Here is a 19896-nt window from a genome sequence, read left to right on the forward strand (position 1 = left end):
GCTGTGACCCGCGTGCTTCTCACCGGCTTCGAACCCTTCGCGGGCTCGGCCGTCAACCCGTCGTGGCAGGCCGTATCCCTGGTGGCCGCCGATCCGCCGCCCGGCACCGAGGTCACGGCCGTACAACTCGCCTGCGTCTTCGGCACCGCCCTCGAGGAGCTTTCCGCCGCCGTGGCGGAGGCCGACCCCGACCTGGTGCTGTGCGTGGGCCAGGCGGGCGGCCGTCCCGGTGTCACCGTCGAGCGAGTGGCGATCAACGTGGACGACGCCCGCATACCCGACAACGCCGGTCGTCAGCCCATCGACGAACCGGTGGTCGAGGGCGGTCCCGCCGCCTACTTCGCGTCCCTGCCCGTCAAGGCGTGTGTCGCGGCCGTCCGCGAGGCCGGGATTCCGGCCGCCGTCTCACAGACCGCCGGAACGTTTGTGTGCAACCACGTCTTCTACGGTCTGGCCCATCTCATCGCCACCGAGCGGCCCGCCCTGCGCGGCGGCTTCGTCCACCTCCCGTACGTGCCCGAACAGGTCGTGGACGGCGCCGAACCCGCACTGCCCGCCGCCCTGGCCGCCGACGCGCTGCGGGCGATCGTCGGGCGGCCGTGCACACCCGGACCGATCTGCGCGTCGCCGAGGGGGCAACGCATTGAACGCCTATGAGCCGGACGAGCCGAACGCTGCGAACGAGCCGGACGAGATGAACGAGCCGGACGGGACGAGGGGCGAACTCGGCCGGTACGCGGCCCGGTTCGCCGCCCTCGCCACCGCCAACGTCACCCGGGCCTACCCCAACGCCCCCGCGCATCTGCTGCGCGGTCCCGAGGACCTGGTCGAGCCGCGCCGGCACCACCCCGCCTTCTACGGCTCCTACGACTGGCACTCCGCGGTCCATATGCACTGGCTGCTGGTCCGGCTGCTGCGCCGCTGCCCCGACCGGATCCGCGCCGACGAGGTCACCGCCGTACTGGACGGGCACCTTACGGCCGGCGCCCTCGCCGCCGAGGCGGACTATCTGCGCGCCCATCCCTCCTTCGAGCGCCCTTACGGATGGGCCTGGCTGCTCGCGCTGACGGCCGAGTGCCGGAGCCTGCCGGGGCCCGCGGGCGAGCGCTGGGCGGAGGCCCTGGAACCGGCCGCCGACGCCGTGTGCGCACTGCTGAGCGAATGGCTGGAACGCGCCACCTACCCGGTGCGGCACGGCGTCCACACCAACAGCGCCTTCGCCCTCGGCCTGGTCCTGGACAGCGCGGCCGCCGCGGGCGTCAAGGGATCGTCGAACCGGTCACCGAGGCCGTCCTCGACTGGTTCGCCGACGACCGTGACGCCCCCGTCCACTGGGAGCCCTCCGGACAGGACTTCCTCTCGCCCGCGCTCACCGAGGCCGAGACGGTCTGCCGGGTGCTGCCGGAAGAGGAGTTCGCGCGCTGGCTGGAACGTTTCCTCCCCGGCGTCGAATGGGGCGCGCCCGTCACCGTGCTCACCCCGCCCATCGTCTCCGACCCCGCCGATCCGCAGATCGGTCACCTCCTCGGCCTCATCCTCAGCCGGGCCGCCGCGCTCCGCCGCCTGGCCGCCGCCCTGCCGCACGGCGATCCGCGCGCGGACGTGCTGCGGACGGCGGCCCGTGACCATCTGGCCGCCGGGCTCCCGGCCACCGTCTCCGGGGACTTCACCGGCGACCACTGGCTCGCCACCTTCGCGGCGCTCGCCCTGGACGGACCACCGGCCGGTGAGCCGTAGACTGACGGATCGGTGAGGTGCGGGGGCGCGCCGGTGTACACGCGTGCACGCGCGGGGACCTGGTGTGCCATAGCGGGATCTCCGTGCCGTTTCGTACGTTGTCGGTGCGACCGCCTACTCTGTGCGACGTGACATCTCCACCCCCGGGGGCCGCCGCGCCCCAGCTCAACACCGCTGAAGGGGCCGCCCGGCCGGCCCCGGGCCCGGCCGCCGACGAGGGCCTGGCCCGGCGGTTGCGCGCGCTCGCCTGCACCGCGCCGCTGCACGACCTCGACGCGCGCAAGGCCAACCTCGCGGGGGAGTACGGGGTGTACGCGATGGCGGAGGTCGCCCTCGCCGCCATCGATCTCGTCACGCTCCACATGGACTTCGACACCGGCGCCGACCACGAGCAGATAGTGGTCAGGCTGCTGCCCCGGGTGGCGGCCCAGGCCCCCGGGCGCCCCGCCGCAGAGCACGACCGGGTCGCCCGCTGGGTGCTGGAGAACCTGATCAACGTCGGCAGCGTGGACCGCGGCTTCCGCGCCGTTTACGGCACCTTCGGACCCGATGGGGTGTATGTCCGCAGGGACTACGACTTCAAGCTGATCGAGGAGGTGCCGGGCCCCGGCGGCAGCGTCTATCTGCGCACCACCGACGAGGCGGTCAACGTCCTGGTCGGCGCCCTCGACACGGATGTCACCAGCGCCCAGATCGCCGCCGAGGTCAAGCTGGAGGTCCTGATCAGCCGGGGCCGCCTCGCCGATGCCCAACTCGCGGCCGAGCAGGCCCGCTACCGCACCGTGCAGTACTCGGAGACGCTGCGCCGCACCCTCGACGCCACCCGGCGCAACGTCCGCGCCGTCGACTGGCTGAGCACCGTCCCCGAGCTGATCAGCGAGGCGCTCGACCACGTAGCCGACCGCTACCGCCACGAGAACGCGATCCTCACCAACATCCGCAAGGCGCGCGACGAGGCCGAGAGCGCCGAGCACAAGCGGCGCGCCGCCGAGCTCGTCGACATCGTCAAGGACTGCATCCGGCGCCACACCCAGCTGCAGTCCCGGCTGCTGGAGGCCGGTCCGCTGTTCCGCGCCGAGCAGGACCGCCAGGCCTTCGCGCCCCCGGCCCCGCGCTCCGGATACGACCTGTACGGACAGCTACTGGCCCCCGTCCTCCCGCTGCCCGTCGAGCGTGCGGGCCGGGTCACCGACGCGTTCTTCGCCCGCGGCACGGGGCTGCGCACCCCGACCTCGGTGCGGATGAGCGACTTGGTCGAGATGCTGCTCACCCCGCCGTGGAGCGGGAGCACCTCGGCGCCGAGATGCCCGAGCCCGACCTCATCGCCACCCCCGACGACAGCCGCTTCAGCGAGGAGCAGCTGGCGGTGGCCATGGAGCTGCTCGAACTGCCCGCGGACGCCCCGCGACGGCTGTCCGGGCTGCTCGCCGACGCCCGCCGCCGCGACCCCGATCTGCCCTATCTGATCGCCCTCCTCACCGTCCACGCCGCGAGCCCCCGGTCGGCACCGCCTACCGCCAGGGCGAGCAGCGGCTGCTCTTCGCCGTGGACGACGGCACCGAGCTGGACGACCCCGAATTCGGCGGTGCCGACCTGATAGTGGGCACCGCCCTGCTGGACGCGGCCGGTATGGCGGCCGACCGCGCGGAGGTGGCGTGATGACCGCGACCCATGAGTACGCCCCGCGCGAGGAGGTTCAGCCGTGACCGAGTACGACATCGACGAGATGACACCGCCGGACGCGGCGCCCGCCCCGGCGCCCGCCGGGCTGACGCCCGCCGACGCGGCCGACGCCGCGCGGCTGGTGGCCTTCGGGCTCCAGCCCAAGCTGCTGCCCGCGCGGGACGTCGAATACGCCGAACTGCTGCGCCGCCACCGCGACGAACCGGCGTTCGCGCGCCTCACCGACGCCATCGCCGCCGGTCTCGGGCTCATCGTGCTGGAGGTGTCGACCCGCGCCGGAATGGCGGTGACCGCCGCCGAGGACTCCGTCTTCGCCGTCCGCATGGGCGACTACGCCCGGCGCGCCGCCACCGACTCCGCCGACCGCTTTCTGCACGGCCTCGCCCATCTCGCCGTCGCCGCCCTGGCGTTCCCCCGCCCCGAGGACCTCGCCGACGACGGCTATATCGGCCGCGTCACCGTCAACGGGGTCGACGCCTTCGTCCGCCAGGCGTGCCGGCGGCTGGAGGAGCGCGCCGAGGAGCAGGGGGAGAACACCGACCCCGCCACCGGTGCGCCCGGACTGGAGTCCGCCTGGCGGGTCTACGCCCGGCGCAGCGCGACCGGCGCCACCAAGGACGCGCGCAGGCTCGCCGGTTCCACCACCGGCATCGTCGGCAAGGCCGTCGCCTTCCTGGTCGACTCCGGCTTCCTCCAGCGCACCGGCGACGAATCCGGCGGCACCTACCGCACGACCGCCCGCTATCAGCTCCAGGTGCGCGACATGGCGGCCTCCGCCGCCATGGCCGAGCTGCTGGAGCTCGGCGTCGTCCCCGTCGGAGACGGCGGCGCCACCCTGCTGCCCCCGACCAGGGCGACGACCTCGACCTGGTGGCCGACGCCGGTCTCCCCTTCCACTCCTGAACCCCGACGCCCGGCCCCCCGCCAGCCCGACACCACCACACCTTCCGACAACGAGAGTCCGCCATGTACGAGCTGTCCCGGATCCGCCTCTACTCCATCGGGCCGGCCGGTGCGCGTTACGCCGACACCGTGCTGGACCTGCGCGGAGTCGGCGAGCCGGTGCCCAGCCCCGCGCCCACCCAGGCGGAGTTCTTCGAGGAGGAGCCGGTCGGCCCGCCGCGCCGCCCCGCCCCCGCCGGGGTGCTCTTCCTGGAGAACGGCGGCGGCAAGTCCGTCCTGCTCAAGTTGATCTTCTCGGTGATGCTGCCCGGCCATCGCAACACCCTGGGCGGCGCCAGCTCCGGTGTGCTGCGCAAGTTCCTGCTCGCCGACGACTGCGGGCATGTCGCGCTGGAGTGGCAGCACACCGTCACCGGTGAGACCGTCGTCGTCGGCAAGGTCAGCGAATGGCGCGGCCGTCAGGTCTCCAACGACCCGCGGAAGTTCGCCGAGGCGTGGTACTCCTTCCGGCCCGGCCCCGGAATGAGCCTGGACTCGCTGCCGGTCGCCGAGTCCGCCGCGGTGCGGCCCGTCGTCGAGGGCGCCTCCACCGCCCGCGGCCGCCGCCGCACCATGAAGGGGTTCCGTGACGCCCTTACGGAGGCCGCCAAGGCGTACCCGCATCTGGACGTGGTCTGGGTGGAGATCCACGAGCGCTGGAACGAACACCTCGGCGAACTCGGCCTCGACCCCGAACTCTTCCGCTACCAGCGGGAGATGAACGCCGACGAGGGCGAGGCCGCCGGGCTCTTCGCGGTCAAGAACGACTCCGACTTCACCGACCTCCTGCTGCGCGCCGTCACCGACACCCGCGACACCGACGGGCTCGCCGACCTCGTCCACGGCTTCGCCCACAAGCTGGGCCGCCGCGCCGAGCTGACCGCCGAGCGTGAATTCACCGCCGGTTCGCTCGATCTGCTCCAGCGCATCGCGGACGCCGCGGAGCGGCGTGAGCAGGCGCGCGGTGTGCACGCGGGCGCCGAGCGCCGCACCCGTACGCTGGCCCGGCGGCTGTCCGCGCGCGGCGCCGAGGAGCGGGCGCGTGCCGCCGAGCTCGCCGAACGGGTCGCCTCCGCCGCCGAGGCCGTCACCGCCGCCGAGGGCGCGCGCGGCCGCAGCGACCTCGTCGCCGCCGAACTCGCCTTCCGGCACGCCTCCTTGGCGCTCGCCGCCGCCGAGAAGGGCGCCGCCGCGCAGCGCCGCGAGCTCAACGACGCCCGCACCCTGCACTCCGCCTGGCAGGCCGCCGAGACGGTGCTGCGCCACCGCGCCGCCGCCGACCGGTCCGCGCGCGTGGCCGCCGCCATCCGCGAGGCCGAGCGGGACGCGGCCCCCGCGCTCGCCGCCCGCGCCAAGGCCGCCGCCGACCTCGTCCGCGCCCTGCACGCGGCCGCGGAGGACGGCGAGCGGGTCGCCAACGAGGAGGAGGAGCGCTCCGCCGGCCTCCAGGAGGCGGGCGAGGCCGCCCACCGCGACGCCACCTCCGCCGCCACGGCGGCCCAGCGCGCCCGCAGTGACGCCGAGCATCTGCGCCAGCGGCTCGCAGAGGTCGAGCAGGAGACTGCCGAGGCCGTCCGCGCCGGATGGCTCGACGACTCCGCCCCCGACGCCGACCCGGCCCGCGCCGCACTCGCCGCCAGCGACGCCGAGAAGACCACGGTCGCCGCCTTCGACGAGGCCCGCGAGACCGCCCGGCGCACCGCCGACCACGCGAAGTCGGCCGCCGCCGAGGAGGCCCGCACCGAACTGGCCGCGGCGCGAGCGGTGGACGCGGCCCGGGCCGCGCAGTCCGCGTACGACGCGGAGCGGCGCGCCGCTGAGGCGCTGGGCGCGGAGCAGCGCCTGGTCGAACTGCTGGGTCTGCCGCAGCCGTCCGCCGCCGTCCCCGCCCCGCGCGGCGCCGAGACCCGCCCGTCACCGGCGGACGCGCGCGCGGCGCGCGGGGTGACGGTACGCATTCCGGACGCGGACGGCGTGGGCCGCCGAGGCGCCCGGGCCCTGCCGACCGACTCCGACCGGGCCGGGTGGATCACGGTCCACGTGGACGAGGAGGACGGGGACGACGTCGGCCTCTCGCAACTCCCCGCCGCCTTCCGCGCGGACCCCGCCGCCCACACGATCCCCGTGGACGGCGAGCCCGCGCCCCACGACCACGCCTACGCCCCCGAGGAGCCCCCACCGACACCCGCGCCCGCCTCGCGACAGAGGACGCCACCGGACCGGGCGCCGCCCCGGGTTCCGGAGCCTGGTCGACGGATGCCGTCGCCGACGCGGAGGGCGCCCCGCCGTTGCGGGGGACAGCCTCTCGGCCGCTGGACCGGTGGGCGGGGCAGATCGGGCGGAGCGCGACGCCGCCTCCGTCGGCGACCGGTGGCTGGGCACCGGCCGGGGTGACGGGGCGGGGGACACCGCGCTCGTCGGTGGTGAGGCGGAAGGGACGCGGCCCGCTCGGCATGGGGCGGCCTGCGCCGAGGACGCGGAGGCGAGTCCGGGGGAGGCTCACCGGCGTCGTCCGCTCGCCGCGGAGTCGCGGCCCGCGGGGCGGGTGACGGTGCGGCTCGACGACGCCGAGGGCGCCCCCTCGGGCGATGACGGCCCGCGCCCGGAGGACCCGCGCGGCGGCGCCCCGGCCGTGGCGGACGGTCACCGGCCGTCCGGGGGCGTGTTGGCTCCGGTCGGGGACGGTGACGGGGGTCAGTGCGGGACGGGGGTCGCCACCGGCACCGCCGTCATTACCGACGCGGCGCCGTCGGGCCGCCCGCGCGGCGGCGCCCGGGTGGTGGCGGCCGGCTCCCGGCCGCCCGGGGAGGTGTCGGCCCGGGTCGGGGGCCACGACGACGGTGAGGGCGCATCAGAGGCTGCCGCCGACGCCACCGACGGCGGTCAGGCTGAGGCGGAGGCCGTTACCGGTAACGCCGACAACCACGCCGCCGATACCGACTCCGTCACCGGCACCGCCGACAACCACGCCGCCGCCGACGCCGGTTCCGGCTCCACCGCCGACGACTCCGACTGCTGGAGCCCCGAGCCCGGCGGCGAGCCGGACCGCGACCGCGGTCGCCGCCCCAAGACCGCCCCGCGGACCCTCGTGGACGGGCCGCTCACCGCCGAGGAGTTGGACCGGAACGCCGAGGCGTTGCGGGAGCTGCTCGAGGAGAGCGTGGGCTCCGCCGAGCGGCAGTTGTTCGAGCTGCGGACCGCTGCCGCCGAGGACGCGCGGATCCTGGGGGCGCTCGGTGACGGAGGGCTGTTGCCGCCCAGCGCCGATGTGCTGGCGGCCGTCGAGTTCCTCGGCGAGCACGGCATCCCCGCGCTCCCGGGCTGGCGCTATCTCGCCCAGGCCGTGGACCCCGTCGACCACGCCGCCGTGCTCGCGGCCCGGCCCGAGCTGGTGGACGGCGTCGTCATCACCGACCCCGGCACCCACGCCCGCGCCCGTGAGGTGCTCGGCCAGGCGTCGCTGCTGCCGCGGTCCGCCGTGGCCGTCGGGACGTCGGCCGCGCTGCTCGCGCCGACGCCCGCGCCCGACGCCGAGGACAGCGGGGTCTTCCTCGTGCCGCCGAACCCGGCGATGCACGACGAGCGCGCCGCCGACGACGAGCGGCGCGAGCTGCGGGCCCGTGCCACCGCGCGGGACGAGGAGATCAGGGCACTCGCCGCCCGGCTGGCCGGGGACCGGGCGCTGTCCGCGCGGCTCGCCTCCTGGCGCACCGGCTGCCCGGCCGGGCGGCTCGCGGAGCTCGCGGCCGCGGCCGAGACCGCACGGGAGGCCGCCGACACCGCGCAGAGCGACCTCGTGGAGGCGCGCACGGCACGGGCCGAGGCCGACGAGGCCGCCACCGAGGCCGCCCGGGTCCGGGACGAGCGCCAGGAGGCGGCGCAGCGGGCCCGCCGGGTGGCGGACGCGCTGGCGGGTCTGGCGTACCGGCTGCGGGAGCGCGCCACCTGGCAGACCCGGCTGCGCGAACTGGCCGAGGAGGCCGTCGAGTACGAGGAGCGCGCCGCGGGCTGTGTGGACCGGGCCCGCGCCGCCGACGAGGACCGGCGCGCCGCCCAGCGCGCGGCCGACGACGCGCGCCGTACCGCCCGCGCCCTGCGCGCCGAGCGCGCGGAGATCGCGGGTGCCCCCGACGACCTCGGCGAGGCCACCGGGCCGCCCTCCGCCTCGCTGCCCGCGCTCCGCGAGGCGTACCGCGCCGCCTCCCAGGTCTACGAGAAGGTCGGCGTCGGCGCCGACCTCCGCGCCGAACAGGCCCGCGCCGAGAGCGACGAGAGCGCGGCCCTCGCCACCCTCGACCGACTCACCAACAAGGTCCGCACCCGCGCCGCCCAGCTCCTGGAGGGCACCGACGGCGCCGACGGCCCCTCCCGGCAGGCCGCCGCCGCCCGCGCCGAATCGCTGGTCCAGATGCTGGAGAGCCGAGCGTCGACGGCGAGCGAGCAGCTGGGCCGGCTGCGCGGCGAGGCCGAGCGGCTCGCCCCCGCCGACGGCGACGCCCACACCGAGCTGCCGGAGGAGACCGTCCCGGCCGACGCCGAGCAGGCGAAGGAGCTGCTGCGCAGCGCCAACGGCGAACTGGCCGCCCGTACGGACGCCCTGGAGAGCGCCCGCACCGCCCACGCCGACCTGGTGCGCGCCCACCGCGCCGCCGAGGACGCCGCGGGCGGCTTCGACGAGACCGCCGCCCTGCTGCGGGATCTGCTGCGGGACGGCCCCGGCGCGGAGGACGACGGCGAGCGGCCCGAGCCGTACGCCGGGGATCTCGCCGAGGCCCGTCAGGCCGCCGCCGAGACCCGCCGCTCACTGCGCGGCTGCGCCGCCGACCTGTCGGCGGCCGAGTCCTCGCTGCGGGAGGCGAGCGACGTCCTCGTACGGCACGCCAACTCCACCCGCTACGAGCAGGTGCGCACCCCCGCCCGCCAGCAGATCCGCGAACTCCCCGCGGCCGCGCTGCCCGAGCACGCCGCGGCCTGGGCCGAGGCGTTCGCGCCCCGGCTGCGCGTGCTCACCGACGAGTTGGAGCAGCTGGAGCGCAACCGCGACTCGATCGTGGACCGGCTGCGCGGCCTCGTCGAGTCCTGCCTGGCCACCCTGCGTTCGGCGCAGCGGCTCTCCCGGCTCCCGGAGGGGCTCGGCGAGTGGTCGGGCCAGGAGTTCCTGCGGATCCGCTTCGAGGACCCCGATCAGGCCTCGCTCACCGAGCGGCTCGGCGAGGTCATCGACGAGGCCACCCGCTCCGCCGTCCGGAAGAACTCCGATCTGCGCCGGGACGGCATGTCGCTGCTGCTGCGCGGGGTCCATGCCGCGCTCCAGCCGCGCGGGGTGGCCGTGGAGATCCTCAAGCCGGACGCGGTGCTGCGGGCCGAGCGGGTGCCGGTGGGGCAGATGGGCGATGTTTTCTCCGGCGGCCAGCTGCTGACCGCCGCCATCGCGCTGTACTGCACGATGGCGGCCCTGCGCAGCAACGACCGGGGCCGGGACAAGCACCGCCACGCGGGCACGCTCTTCCTCGACAACCCCATCGGCCGCGCCAACGCCACCTATCTGCTGGAGCTCCAGCGGGCGGTGGCGGACGCGTTGGGGGTGCAGCTGCTCTATACGACGGGGCTGTTCGACACCACGGCGCTGGCCGAGTTCCCGCTGGTGATCCGGTTGCGCAATGACGCGGATCTGCGGGCCGGGCTGAAGTACATCAGCGTCGAGGAGCATCTGCGGCCGGGGCTGCCGGTCCGCGAGCCGGAGGAGGAGCAGCAGGTCCACGGCCAGATCACCGCCACCCGGATGTACCGCCGCCCCGAGGCGGACGCGGAGGCGCCGGACGGGGCGGCGGACCGGGCATGAGCCCGGTGGGTCATCCCGAACCGGTGTTCACCGTCTGGGTGACGGATGCCGAGGAGGCCGCGTAGTTGACGTCCCCGTTGTAGTTGGCGGTGACGGTGTGCGTCCCCTTCTGCAGCGGGTTGAACGTCGCGGAGGCGGTGCCGTTCACCAGCGTCACCACCTGGGGCGTCCGGTCGGTGATGGCCAGGGTGACGGTTCCGGTGGGCGTCCCCGTACCGGGGGCGACGGAGGAGACGGTCGCGGTGACCGTCACCGGATCGCTCACCAACGAGGGGTTCGGGGAGGAGACCACGGCCGTGGTGGTGGCCGCCTTGTTCACGGTCTGGGTGTCGGTGCCACTGGACGTGGCGAAGTTCTCGGTCCCGTTGTAGGTGGCCGTGATGGTGAACGGGCTCCCGGTGGTGGTCGTGTAGGTGTGGGTGACGGTCGCGATGCCGCCGGAGAGGATGCCCACGGCGGTGTTGGTGCCGTCGCCGAACGAGAAGGTGACCGCTCCGACCGGGGTGCCGGACGCGGACGAGACCGTCGCCCTGATGGTCACCGGCTGGCCCACCACCGAGGGGTCGGGGATCGAGGTCACGGTGGTGGTGGTCGCGGCCTTGGCGTTGATGGTCTGGGTGTCGGTGCCGCTTGACGCGTTGAAGTTGATGTCCCCGTTGTAGGTGGCCGTGATGGGGAAGGGGCTGCCGGTCCTGGTGGTGTAGGTGTGGTTGACGGTCGCGACGCCGCCGGAGAGGGTCACGGTGCTGTTGCCCGTACCGTCTCCGAAGCTGAAGGTCACGGTGCCGGTGGGGGTTCCGGCGCCGGGGGAGAGAGATCCCACGGTGGCGGTGAGGGTCACCGACTGCCCGGTCGCCGAGGGGTCCGGCGCGGAGACCACGGCCGTGGTGGTGGCCGCCCGGCCCACGGTCTGGCTGTCGGAGCCGGTGGAGGTCGTGTAGTTGGTGTCGCCGTTGTAGGTGGCGGTGACCGTGTAGGGGCTGCCGGTCCTGATGGTGTACGGGTGGGTGGTGGTGGCCGTGCCGCCGGACAGGGGCGCGGTGACGGTGGGTGCGCCGTCCCCGAAGGAGAAGGTGACCGTCCCCGTCGGGATTCCGGCGCCGGGGAGGACCGATGCCACGGTGGCGGTGAGGGTCACGGTCTGGCCGGTGACGCTGGGGTCGGGCGCGGAGGCGACGGTGGTCGTCGTGGCCGCCTTGTTGACCGTCTGGCTGTCGGTACCGGTGGACGAGGTGTAGCCGTTGTCCCCGTTGTAGGTGGCGGTGACGGTGTACGGGCTGCCCGAGGTCCCCGCGTAGGCGTGGGTCACGGTGGCCACGCCCCCTGCGACCGGCGCCGTGGCGGCCGGTGTGCCGTCCCGAAGGAGAAGGTGACCGTCCCCGTCGGGGTTCCGGCGCCCGGCCCGACCGCGGTGACGGTGGCGGTGAGGGTCACGGTCTGGCCGCTGACGGTGGGGTCGGGCGCGGAGGCGACGGTCGTGGTGGTGGCCGCCTTGTTGACGGTCTGGGTGTCGGTGCCGGTGGAGGGCGCGAAGCCGGTGTCGCCGTTGTAGGTGGCGGTGACGGTGAAGGGGCTGCCGGTGGCTCCGGCGTACGCGTGGGTGGCGGTGGCCGTGCCACCGGACAGGGGCGCGGTGACGGCCGGGGTGCCGTCCCCGAAGGAGAAGGTGACGGTGCCGGTGGGCGTCCCGGTGCCCGGGGCGAACGCGGTGACGGTGGCGGTGAGGGTCACGGTCTGCCCGGTGACGCCGGGGTCGGGCGAGGAGGACACCGCCGTCGTGGTGGCCGCCCTGTTGACCGTGTGCACATCGGTGCCGGTGGACGCCGCGTAGTCGGTGTCCCCGTTGTAGGTGGCCGTCACGGTGTACGGGCTGCCGGAGGTCCCCGCGTAGGTGTGGGCGACGGACGTGAGGCCGTCGGCGAGCGGCGCGGTGGCGGTCGGCGTGCCGTCGCCGAAGTCGAAGGTGACCGTCCCGGTCGGCACCCCGGCCCCCGGGGCGACCGGCACCACCGTCGCGGTGAGGGTGGTGGGCTGACCGCTGACCGTGGGATCCGGCGAGGAAACCACCGCCGTCGTGGTGGCCGCCTGGTGCACGGTCCGGGCGTCGGTGCCGCTGGACGGGAGGAAGCTGGGGGCGCCGTCGTAGGTGGCGGTCACCGTGAAACCGTCGGCGCTCGTATAGGTGTGGCTGATGGTGGCCACCCCGCCGGTCAGCGGCGCCGACGCGGCCGGGGCGCCGTCGCCGAAGTCGAAGGTGACGGTGCCGGTCGGCACCCCCGCCCCCGGGGCGACGGGGGCCACGGTCGCCGTGACGGCCACCGGCTGCCCGACCACGGAGGGATCGGGCGCGGAGGTCACCGCCGTGGTCGTGGACGCCGGGGCGACCGTCTGGGTGTCGGTGCCCGCGGATGAGCTGAAGTTGACGTCCCCGCTGTAGGAGGCGATGACCGTGTACGGGCTGCCCACCGCGGTCGTGTAGGGGTGGACCACGGTCGCCACCCCGGCGGAGAGCGAAGCGGTGGCGGTCGCTGTGCCGTCGCCGAAGCCGAAGGTCACCGTGCCGGTGGGCACCCCGGCACCGGGCGGGGTCGGTGCCACGGTCGCGGTGAAGGCCACCGCCCGGCCGGTCACCGAGGGGTCCGGCGACGAGGTCACGGTGGTCGATGTGGTGGCGGCGCTCACCAGCACCGTATGCGTCGCGGTGGCGGTGGACGGCGCGAAGTCGGCGTCGCCGCTGTAGGCGGCGGTGGCCGTGAAGGGGCTGCCGACCGAGGTCGCGTAGGGGTGGGCCACGGTGGCCACCCCGCCGCTGACCGGTGCGGTGGCGGTCGGCGAACCGTCGCCGAAGTCGAAGGTGACCGTGCCGGTCGGGCTGCCCGCCCCCGGGGCCGCGGCGGAGACCCTGGCGGTGAAGGTGACCTGCTCGCCCGCCACGGACGGGTCCGGCGAGCTGACCAGGGAGGTGGCGGAGTCCGCCTGACCGACCGTCTGGGTGTCGGTTCCGGTGGAGGCGGTGAAGTCGGCGTCGCCGCTGTAGGAGACGGTGATGGTGTACGGGCTGCCGGAGGTGCTCGCGTAGGTGTGGGTGATGCTCGCCGCCCCCTGGGCCAGCGGCGCGGTGACGGCCGGGGTGCCGTCGCCGGGGTCGAAGGTGACGGTGCCGGTGGGGATTCCGTCCCCCGGTACGGCCGGTGCGACGGTGGCGCCGATGGTCACCGCCTGACCGGCCACCGAGGGGTCGGGGGCCGAGGTCACCGTGGTGAAGGTCGCGGCCGGGTTCACGGTGTGGGTGGCGGTGCCGGTGGACGCGGTGAAGTCGGCGTCGCCGCCGTAGTCCGCCGTGATGGTGTACGGACTGTCGAAGGCGATCGGATAGGCGTGGGTGATGGTCGCCGCCCCGCCGACGACCGGCGCCGTGACGGTCCCCGTGCCGTCGCCGAAGTCGAAGGTGACCGTGCCGGTGGGGGCTCCGGCTCCGGGCGCGACGGCCGTGATGGTGGCGGTGACCGTCACCGGCTGGCCGGTGACCGACGGATTCGGCGACGAGTCCACCGTCGTCGTCGACAACGCCCGCTCGACGAGGTGCGTCTCCGTGTTCACCGAGCCGATGAAGCGGGCGTCCCCACCGTAGGCGGCGGTGACCGTGTACGGGCTGCCCGCCGCCGTCGCGTACGTGTGCGCGGCCGTCGCCACACCGTCCGCCACCGGGACGTCGACCGGCGCGGTGCCGTCGCCGAAGTCGTAGGTCACCGTGCCCGTGGGCGCGCCCGCGCCCGGGGCGACCGGCGCCACCCTCGCGAGGAACGTCACCGGCTGGCCCGTGACCGACGGCTCCGGCAGATCGCTGATGGCGACGGTGGTCGAGGCGCGGCCCACGGTCTGGGTGCCGGTGCCGGGGGACGTGAGGAAGTCCGCGTCGCCGTCGTAGGTGGCGGTGATGGTGTACGGGCTGCCGGAGGCGTCGGTGTAGGCGTGGCTGACGGTGGCCACGCCCCCCGCCATGGGCGCGGTGACCGGGGCCGTGCCGTCGCCGGGGTCGAAGGTGACGGTTCCGGTGGGGGTTCCGGCTCCCGGTGCGACGGCGGAGACGGTGGCGGTGAGGGTCACCGGCTCACCCGTCACCGAGGGATCGGGCGAGGAGGCCACATCGGTGTGGGTGGCGGCTTGGGCGACGGTGTGGGTGTCGGTGCCGGTGGAGGCGGTGAAGTCGGCGTCGCCGCCGTAGTCCGCCGCGATGGTGTACGGGCTGCCCGAGGTGTCGGCCCAGGCGTGGGTGACCGTGGCCACCCCGGCCGTGACCGGCGCGGTGGCGGGGGCGGTGCCGTCCCCGAAGTCGATGGTGACGGTTCCGGTGGGGGTTCCGGCTCCCGGTGCGACGGCCGAGACGGTCGCGGTGACGGTCACCGGCTGGCCCGCCACCGACGGATCCGGTGCCGAGACCACCGCCGTGGTGGTCAGGGCCCGGCCCACGGAGTGGGTGACGAGGTCGCCGGAGCCGGTGAAGTCGGGGCTGCCGCCGTATGTGACGGTGACGGGGTACGGGCTGCCCGCCGCGGTCGTATAGGCGTGCACGGCCGTTGCCAGGCCGTCGACGACCGGGGCCGCGGCCGGGGTGCCGCCGTCGCCGAAGTCGAACGTCACCGTGCCCGTGGGCGAGCCCCCGCCCGGTGCCACCGGCGCCACGGTCGCCGTGAAGGTGACCGGCTGGCCCACGACGGACGGCTCCGGCGCGGAGCTCACCGTGGTGGTCGTCGCGGACTGCAGGACGGTTTGCGGCTCGGTGGCCACCGAGGACCGGAAGTCGTCGCTGCCGCCGTACGTCGCGGTGATCGTGTACGGGCTGCCGAGGCTGCTCGCGTACGTGTGCGAAAGGATGGCGGCCGCACCGGTCAGGGGCACGTCGACCGGCGGAGTGCCGCCGCCGAAGTCGAAGGTGACCGTGCCCGTCGGCGTTCCCGCCCCCGGGGAGACCGCCGTGACCGTGGCGGTGACGGTCATCTCCTCGCCCACCACCGACGGATCGGGATCGGCGGTCACCGTGATGGTGGTCGAGGACGGCTGCACGGTGTGCACGTCGGCGCCGGTGGAGGGCGCGAAGTCGCCGTCGTCGCCGTAGGTGGCGCTGATGGTGTACGGGCTGCCGGACGTCCCCGTGTAGGCATGGGTCACCGCCGCCACACCGGCCACGCTGGGCGCGGTGACCGTCGGCGTGCCGTCGCCGAAGTCGAAGGTGACGGTGCCGTTGGTGGTGCCCGAACCAGGGGCGACGACCGCCACGTTGGCGGTGACGGTCACGGGCTGGCCGACCTCGGTCGGGTCCGGCGAGGAGAAGACGGTGGTGGAGGTGGCCCCCGGGTTCACGGTCTGGGTGAGGGTGTCCGCGGATCCGGTGAAGCTCACGTCCCCGTCGTAGGTGGCGGTGACGGTGTAGGGGCTGCCCGCGGTGTCCGGGTAGGCGTGGACGGCGATCGCCGTCCCGTCGGTGAGGGGCGCCCGGACGGTCGGAGTGCCGTCGCCGAAGTCGAAGGTGACCGTGGAGGACGGGGTCCCCGCGCCCGCCTGTCCCGATGCCACGGTCGCGGTGAAGGTGACCGGCTGGCCGGTCACGGACGGGTTCGGCGCGGAGGTCAGCGTCGTGGACGACGGGGCCGGGGTCACGGTCTGGATGTCCAACCCGGCCGACCCGGTGAAGTCGCCGTCCCCGCTGTAGACCGCGCTGATGGTGTACGGACTGCCCGCAGTCGAGGCGTAGGCATGGCTGGTCGTCGCCGTGTCGCCGGTCAGTGGGACGGTGACGGTCGGCGTGCCGTCGCCGAAGTCGAACGTCACGGTCCCGGTGGCGGTGCCCACGGCGGGCGGCAGGACCGTCACCGTCGCGGAGACGGCCACCGCCTCGCCGACGACGGACGGGTCCGGGGTGGTGCTCACCGTCGTCGCGGTGGCGGAGACGCTCATCGCCACCGGCTGGACGGCGGTGCCGGTGGAGGTGGCGAAGTTGTCGTCACCGCTGTAGGTGGCGGTGATGGTGTACGGGCTGCCGGTGGTGGAGGTGTAGGCGTGCGTCGTCGTGGCCACACCGTTCGCGACCGGCACGGTGGCGGTCGTGGTGCCGTCGCCGAAGTCGAAGGTCACGGTGCCGGTGGCCGCGCCCGCGCCCGGCGGCACCGGCGCCACCCGCGCGATCAGCGTCACGGTCTGGCCCACCGCCGACGGAGTCGGTGACGAGGTCACGACGGTGGTGGTCGCGGCCGGTTCGACGGCGTGGACGAGGGTGTTCTCGGACGGGGCGAAGTCGCCGTCGCCGCCGTACTCGGCCGCGATGGTGTACGGGCTGCCCGCCGTGCTGGCGTAAGCATGGGTGACCGTGGCCGAGCCGCTCACCAACTCGGCGGTGACCGCCGGGGTGCCGTCCCCGAAGCCGATGGTGACCGGCCCGGTCGGGGTGCCCGCGCCGGGCCCGGTGGGGACCACGGTGACCGTGACCAGCTCCCCCGTGACGGTCGGGTCGGGCGTGGCGGTGATCGTGGTGGCGGTTCCGGCCGGGTCGACGGTGTGGAGGCGGGTGCCGACGGATGCCACGAAGTTGGCGTCGCCGTCGTAGTCGGCGGTGACCGTGTACGGACTGCCGACCGCGGTGGTGTAGGCGTGGTCGGTGGTCGCCGAACCGCCGGTGAGGGGGAGGGCCACGGGCGCGGTGCCGTCGCCGAAGTCGAAGGTCACCGTGCCGGTCGGGGTGCCGGAGGCGGGGGGCACGGCCGCGACGGCCGCGGTGAAGGTCACCGTCTGGCCGGTCACCGAGGGGGACGGCGAGGTGGTCAGCACCGTGGTCGACACGCCCTGGACGACCTGATGGGTGCCCGCCGCCGAGGACGTCAGGAAGTTCGGGTCGCCGCTGTAGCTGGCCGCGACCGTGTACGGGGTCGCCGACTCCGGGTTGGTGTGGGCGACCGTGGCCGTGCCGCCGGTCACGGGCGCCGTGACGGGTGGCGTGCTGTCGCCGAACTCGAACGTCACCGTGCCCGTGGGCGAACCGGCCCCCGGGGTGCCGGGGGTGACCTTCGCGATGAACGTCGTGGACTGCCCCACGCTGGACGGGTCGGGCACGGAGCTGAGGGCGGTGGCGGTGGCGGCCGGTTCGACGGTCTGGGTGTCGGTGCCGCTGGACGCGGTGAAGTCCACGTCGCCGTTGTAGGTGGCGGTGACCGTGTAGGGGCTGCCCGTGGTGTCGGGGTAGGCGTACGTGGCGGTCGCGGTGTCGCCTGAGAGGGAGGCGGTGAGGGGCGGGGTGCCGTCCCCGGGGTCGAAGGTGACCGTCCCGGTCGGGGTGCCCGCGCCGGGCGGCACCGCCGTGACCGTGGCGGTGAAGGTCACGGGGTCGCCCACCGCCGAGGGGTCGGGCGCGGTGGTCACGGCGGTGGCGGTGGCGGCCGGCTGGACGGTCTGCGAGTCGGTGCCGAGGGACGTCAGGAAGTTCGCGTCACCGTTGTAGGTGGCCGTGATGGCGTACGGGCTGCCGGAGGCGCCGGTGTAGGTGTGCGTGGCCGCCGCCTGGCTCGCGGACACGGGCTGGGTGACGGTCGGGGTGCCGTCGCCGAAGTCGAACGTCACCGTGCCCGTCGGCGTGCCCGCCCCCGGGGCGACCGCCGTGACCGTGGCGGTGACGGTCACCGGCTCGCCCACCGCCGAAGGATCGGGCGCGGAGGACACGGCGGTCGCGGTCGAGGACTGCCCCACCGACTGGAGGTCCGTCCCCGTGGAGGCGGTGAAGTTCGTGTCGCCGTTGTAGGTGGCGGTGATGGTGTAGGGGCTGCCGGCGGTGTCGGTGTAGGTGTGGCCGGTGGTCGCCGTGCCGCCGGCGAGGGGCGCCGTGACGGTCGGGGCGCCGTCCCCGAAGTCGAAGGTGACCGTCCCGGTGGGGGTGCCCATACCGGGTGGTACGGCCGTGACCGTGGCGGTGATGGTCACCGGCCGGCCGACGACGGACGGACCCGGTGCGGAGCTCACCGCGGTGGCCGTCCCCGCCTGCTCGACGATCTGGGCGTCCGTGCCCGTGGAGGCGGTGAAGTTCGTGTCGCCGTTGTAGGTGGCGGTGACCGGGTACGGGCTGCCGGAGACGTCCGCGTACGCGTGGGTCACCGTGGCCGCACGGTTCGTCAGCGGCTGGGTGACGGCCGTGGTGCCGTCGCCGAAGTCGAACGTCACCGTGCCGGTGGGCGCACCGGCCCCGGGCGGCGCGGGGGCCACCTGGGCGATGAAGGTGACGGTCTGTCCGGGCACGGACGGATCGGGGGCGGAGTTCACCGTGGTGGTGGTCGAGGCCTGGCCCACGGTCTGGGTGTCCGTGCCCGTCGAGGCCGTGAAGTACAGATCGCCGCCGTACTCGGCGGTGACGGTGTACGGGGCGGCCGACGGCGCGGCGTAGACGTGGCCCACCGTGGCCGTGCCACCGGTGAGGGAGACGGCCACGGTCGGGCTTCCGTCGCCGAAGTCGAAGGTGACGTTGGAGGTGGGGGTGCCCGCCGTGGGCGGAACGCCCGCCACCACGGCGGTGAAGGTCACCGGCTGGCCGACGACGGAGGGGTCGGGCGCGGAGGTGAGGGTCGTGGTGGACGGCGCCACGTAGTTGAAGCCGTCCGGAACCGTCACGCTGCCCCCGGCGGTGGTGACGGTGATGTCGGCGGGGCCGGGCACGTTCGGGGGCGTCACCACGACGAGCAGGGTGTCGGAGATCGACCCGAAGGACGTGGCGGGGACGCCGCCGAAGGTGACGGCGGTGACATGCCCGAGCCCGGTGCCGGTCAGGACGACGGGCTCGCCGCCCGCGGTGGACCCCGTGGCCGGGCTGACGTCGGTGACGACCGGCACGGCGGCATAGGTGTAGAGCAGCCGGTTGCTCACCCCGCCCACCGTGATGACGTACACCGGAACGGTGCCGGGCCCCGAGGCCGGGGGAGCGGTCACGAGGAGGTGCTGGTCGGAGACGGCCGTGGGGTGGGCGACGGAGTCGCCGAAGTGCACCAGCCCCGCGGTGCTCAGATTGACGCCGGTGAGCTCGACGATGTCGCCCCCGCCGAGCGGTCCGGCGACGGGCGTGATGCCGGTCAGGGTGGGCCAGGGGAGGTAGAAGAACGAGCCGATGGGGGCCGTGCCGCCCGGGGTGGTGACATACACCGGGACCGAGCCCGTCCCCGAGGGGCTCACCGCGACGATGGTCTGGTCGTCGAGGACGGAGAAGCTCGCCGCCCGACGGGTGCTGAAGAACACGTCCGTGGCGCCCGAGAAGTGGCTGCCGATGACGGTCACCAGCGTCCCGCCGCTGTACGGGCCCTGGTCGGGGAAGATCCCGGCGAACTGGTTGAAGAGCTCGTACGCGCCCAGCGGGCGAACGGCATCGAGGCCCGACCGCGCCCCGGGGAGCACCGGCCGGTCCGGATCGCCGGGGAGGGGGCCCATCAGGGTGCCGCGGCGGAGAGCGGCCAGCGCGTCGAGGCGGTCGAGCGCGGTGCGCACCACCAGCCGGTCGGGCATGCTCCGCGCCGGGAGCGGGATCGGCGCGCTGAGCGTCGGAACGAGCCTGTGGGATTCCGGATCCACGACGGCGATGCAGTTCTCACCGGGATCGGTGACGAGGACGAGTCCCAACGGGCGACAGGGCATGACGGCTCCGATCTGGCAAGGCGTCTTCCACTCCG

Annotated in this window: 3 protein-coding genes and 5 pseudogenes; 6 read left to right on the forward strand and 2 right to left on the reverse strand. The window is 74.8% G+C overall.

All coding sequences use genetic code 11. From position 1 onward, the window contains the following. The first annotated feature begins 3 nt into the window (after positions 1-3). The 6 genes and pseudogenes from pcp to LIV37_RS53085 form a co-directional block, all read left to right on the forward strand. A pseudogene (gene pcp, locus LIV37_RS44090) lies at positions 4-647 on the forward strand (pyroglutamyl-peptidase I). Between the two features lie 47 nt (positions 648-694). Beyond that, positions 695-1737, forward strand: a pseudogene (locus tag LIV37_RS44095) (DUF2891 domain-containing protein). 128 nt (positions 1738-1865) lie between these two features. Next, positions 1866-3396 (forward strand): annotated as a pseudogene (locus LIV37_RS44100) (hypothetical protein). Between the two features lie 67 nt (positions 3397-3463). Beyond that, positions 3464-4323, forward strand: a pseudogene (locus LIV37_RS44105) (hypothetical protein). Between the two features lie 63 nt (positions 4324-4386). Next, on the forward strand, positions 4387-6756 hold the full coding sequence (locus tag LIV37_RS53080) for a coiled-coil domain-containing protein (protein ID WP_254807154.1): 2370 nt from the start codon (positions 4387-4389) through the stop codon (positions 6754-6756). A 694-nt stretch (positions 6757-7450) separates the two neighbouring features. Further along, positions 7451-10204: pseudogene (locus LIV37_RS53085) on the forward strand (coiled-coil domain-containing protein); the annotation flags it as partial. A gap of 10 nt (positions 10205-10214) precedes the next feature. Here LIV37_RS53085 and LIV37_RS51915 read toward each other — a convergent pair. Together LIV37_RS51915 and LIV37_RS44135 are read right to left on the reverse strand one after the other, a co-directional pair. Then, positions 10215-11522, reverse strand: a complete 1308-nt coding sequence (locus LIV37_RS51915) for an Ig-like domain-containing protein (RefSeq protein WP_276064750.1) — start codon at positions 11520-11522, stop codon at positions 10215-10217. After that, on the reverse strand, positions 11510-19861 hold the full coding sequence (locus tag LIV37_RS44135; RefSeq protein ID WP_276064751.1) for a beta strand repeat-containing protein: 8352 nt from the start codon (positions 19859-19861) through the stop codon (positions 11510-11512). The genes LIV37_RS51915 and LIV37_RS44135 overlap by 13 nt, the downstream gene beginning before the upstream one ends. Between the last annotated feature and the right edge of the window lie 35 nt (positions 19862-19896).

The organism is Streptomyces rapamycinicus NRRL 5491 (genome assembly GCF_024298965.1).
Classification (GTDB): Bacteria; Actinomycetota; Actinomycetes; order Streptomycetales; family Streptomycetaceae; genus Streptomyces; species Streptomyces rapamycinicus.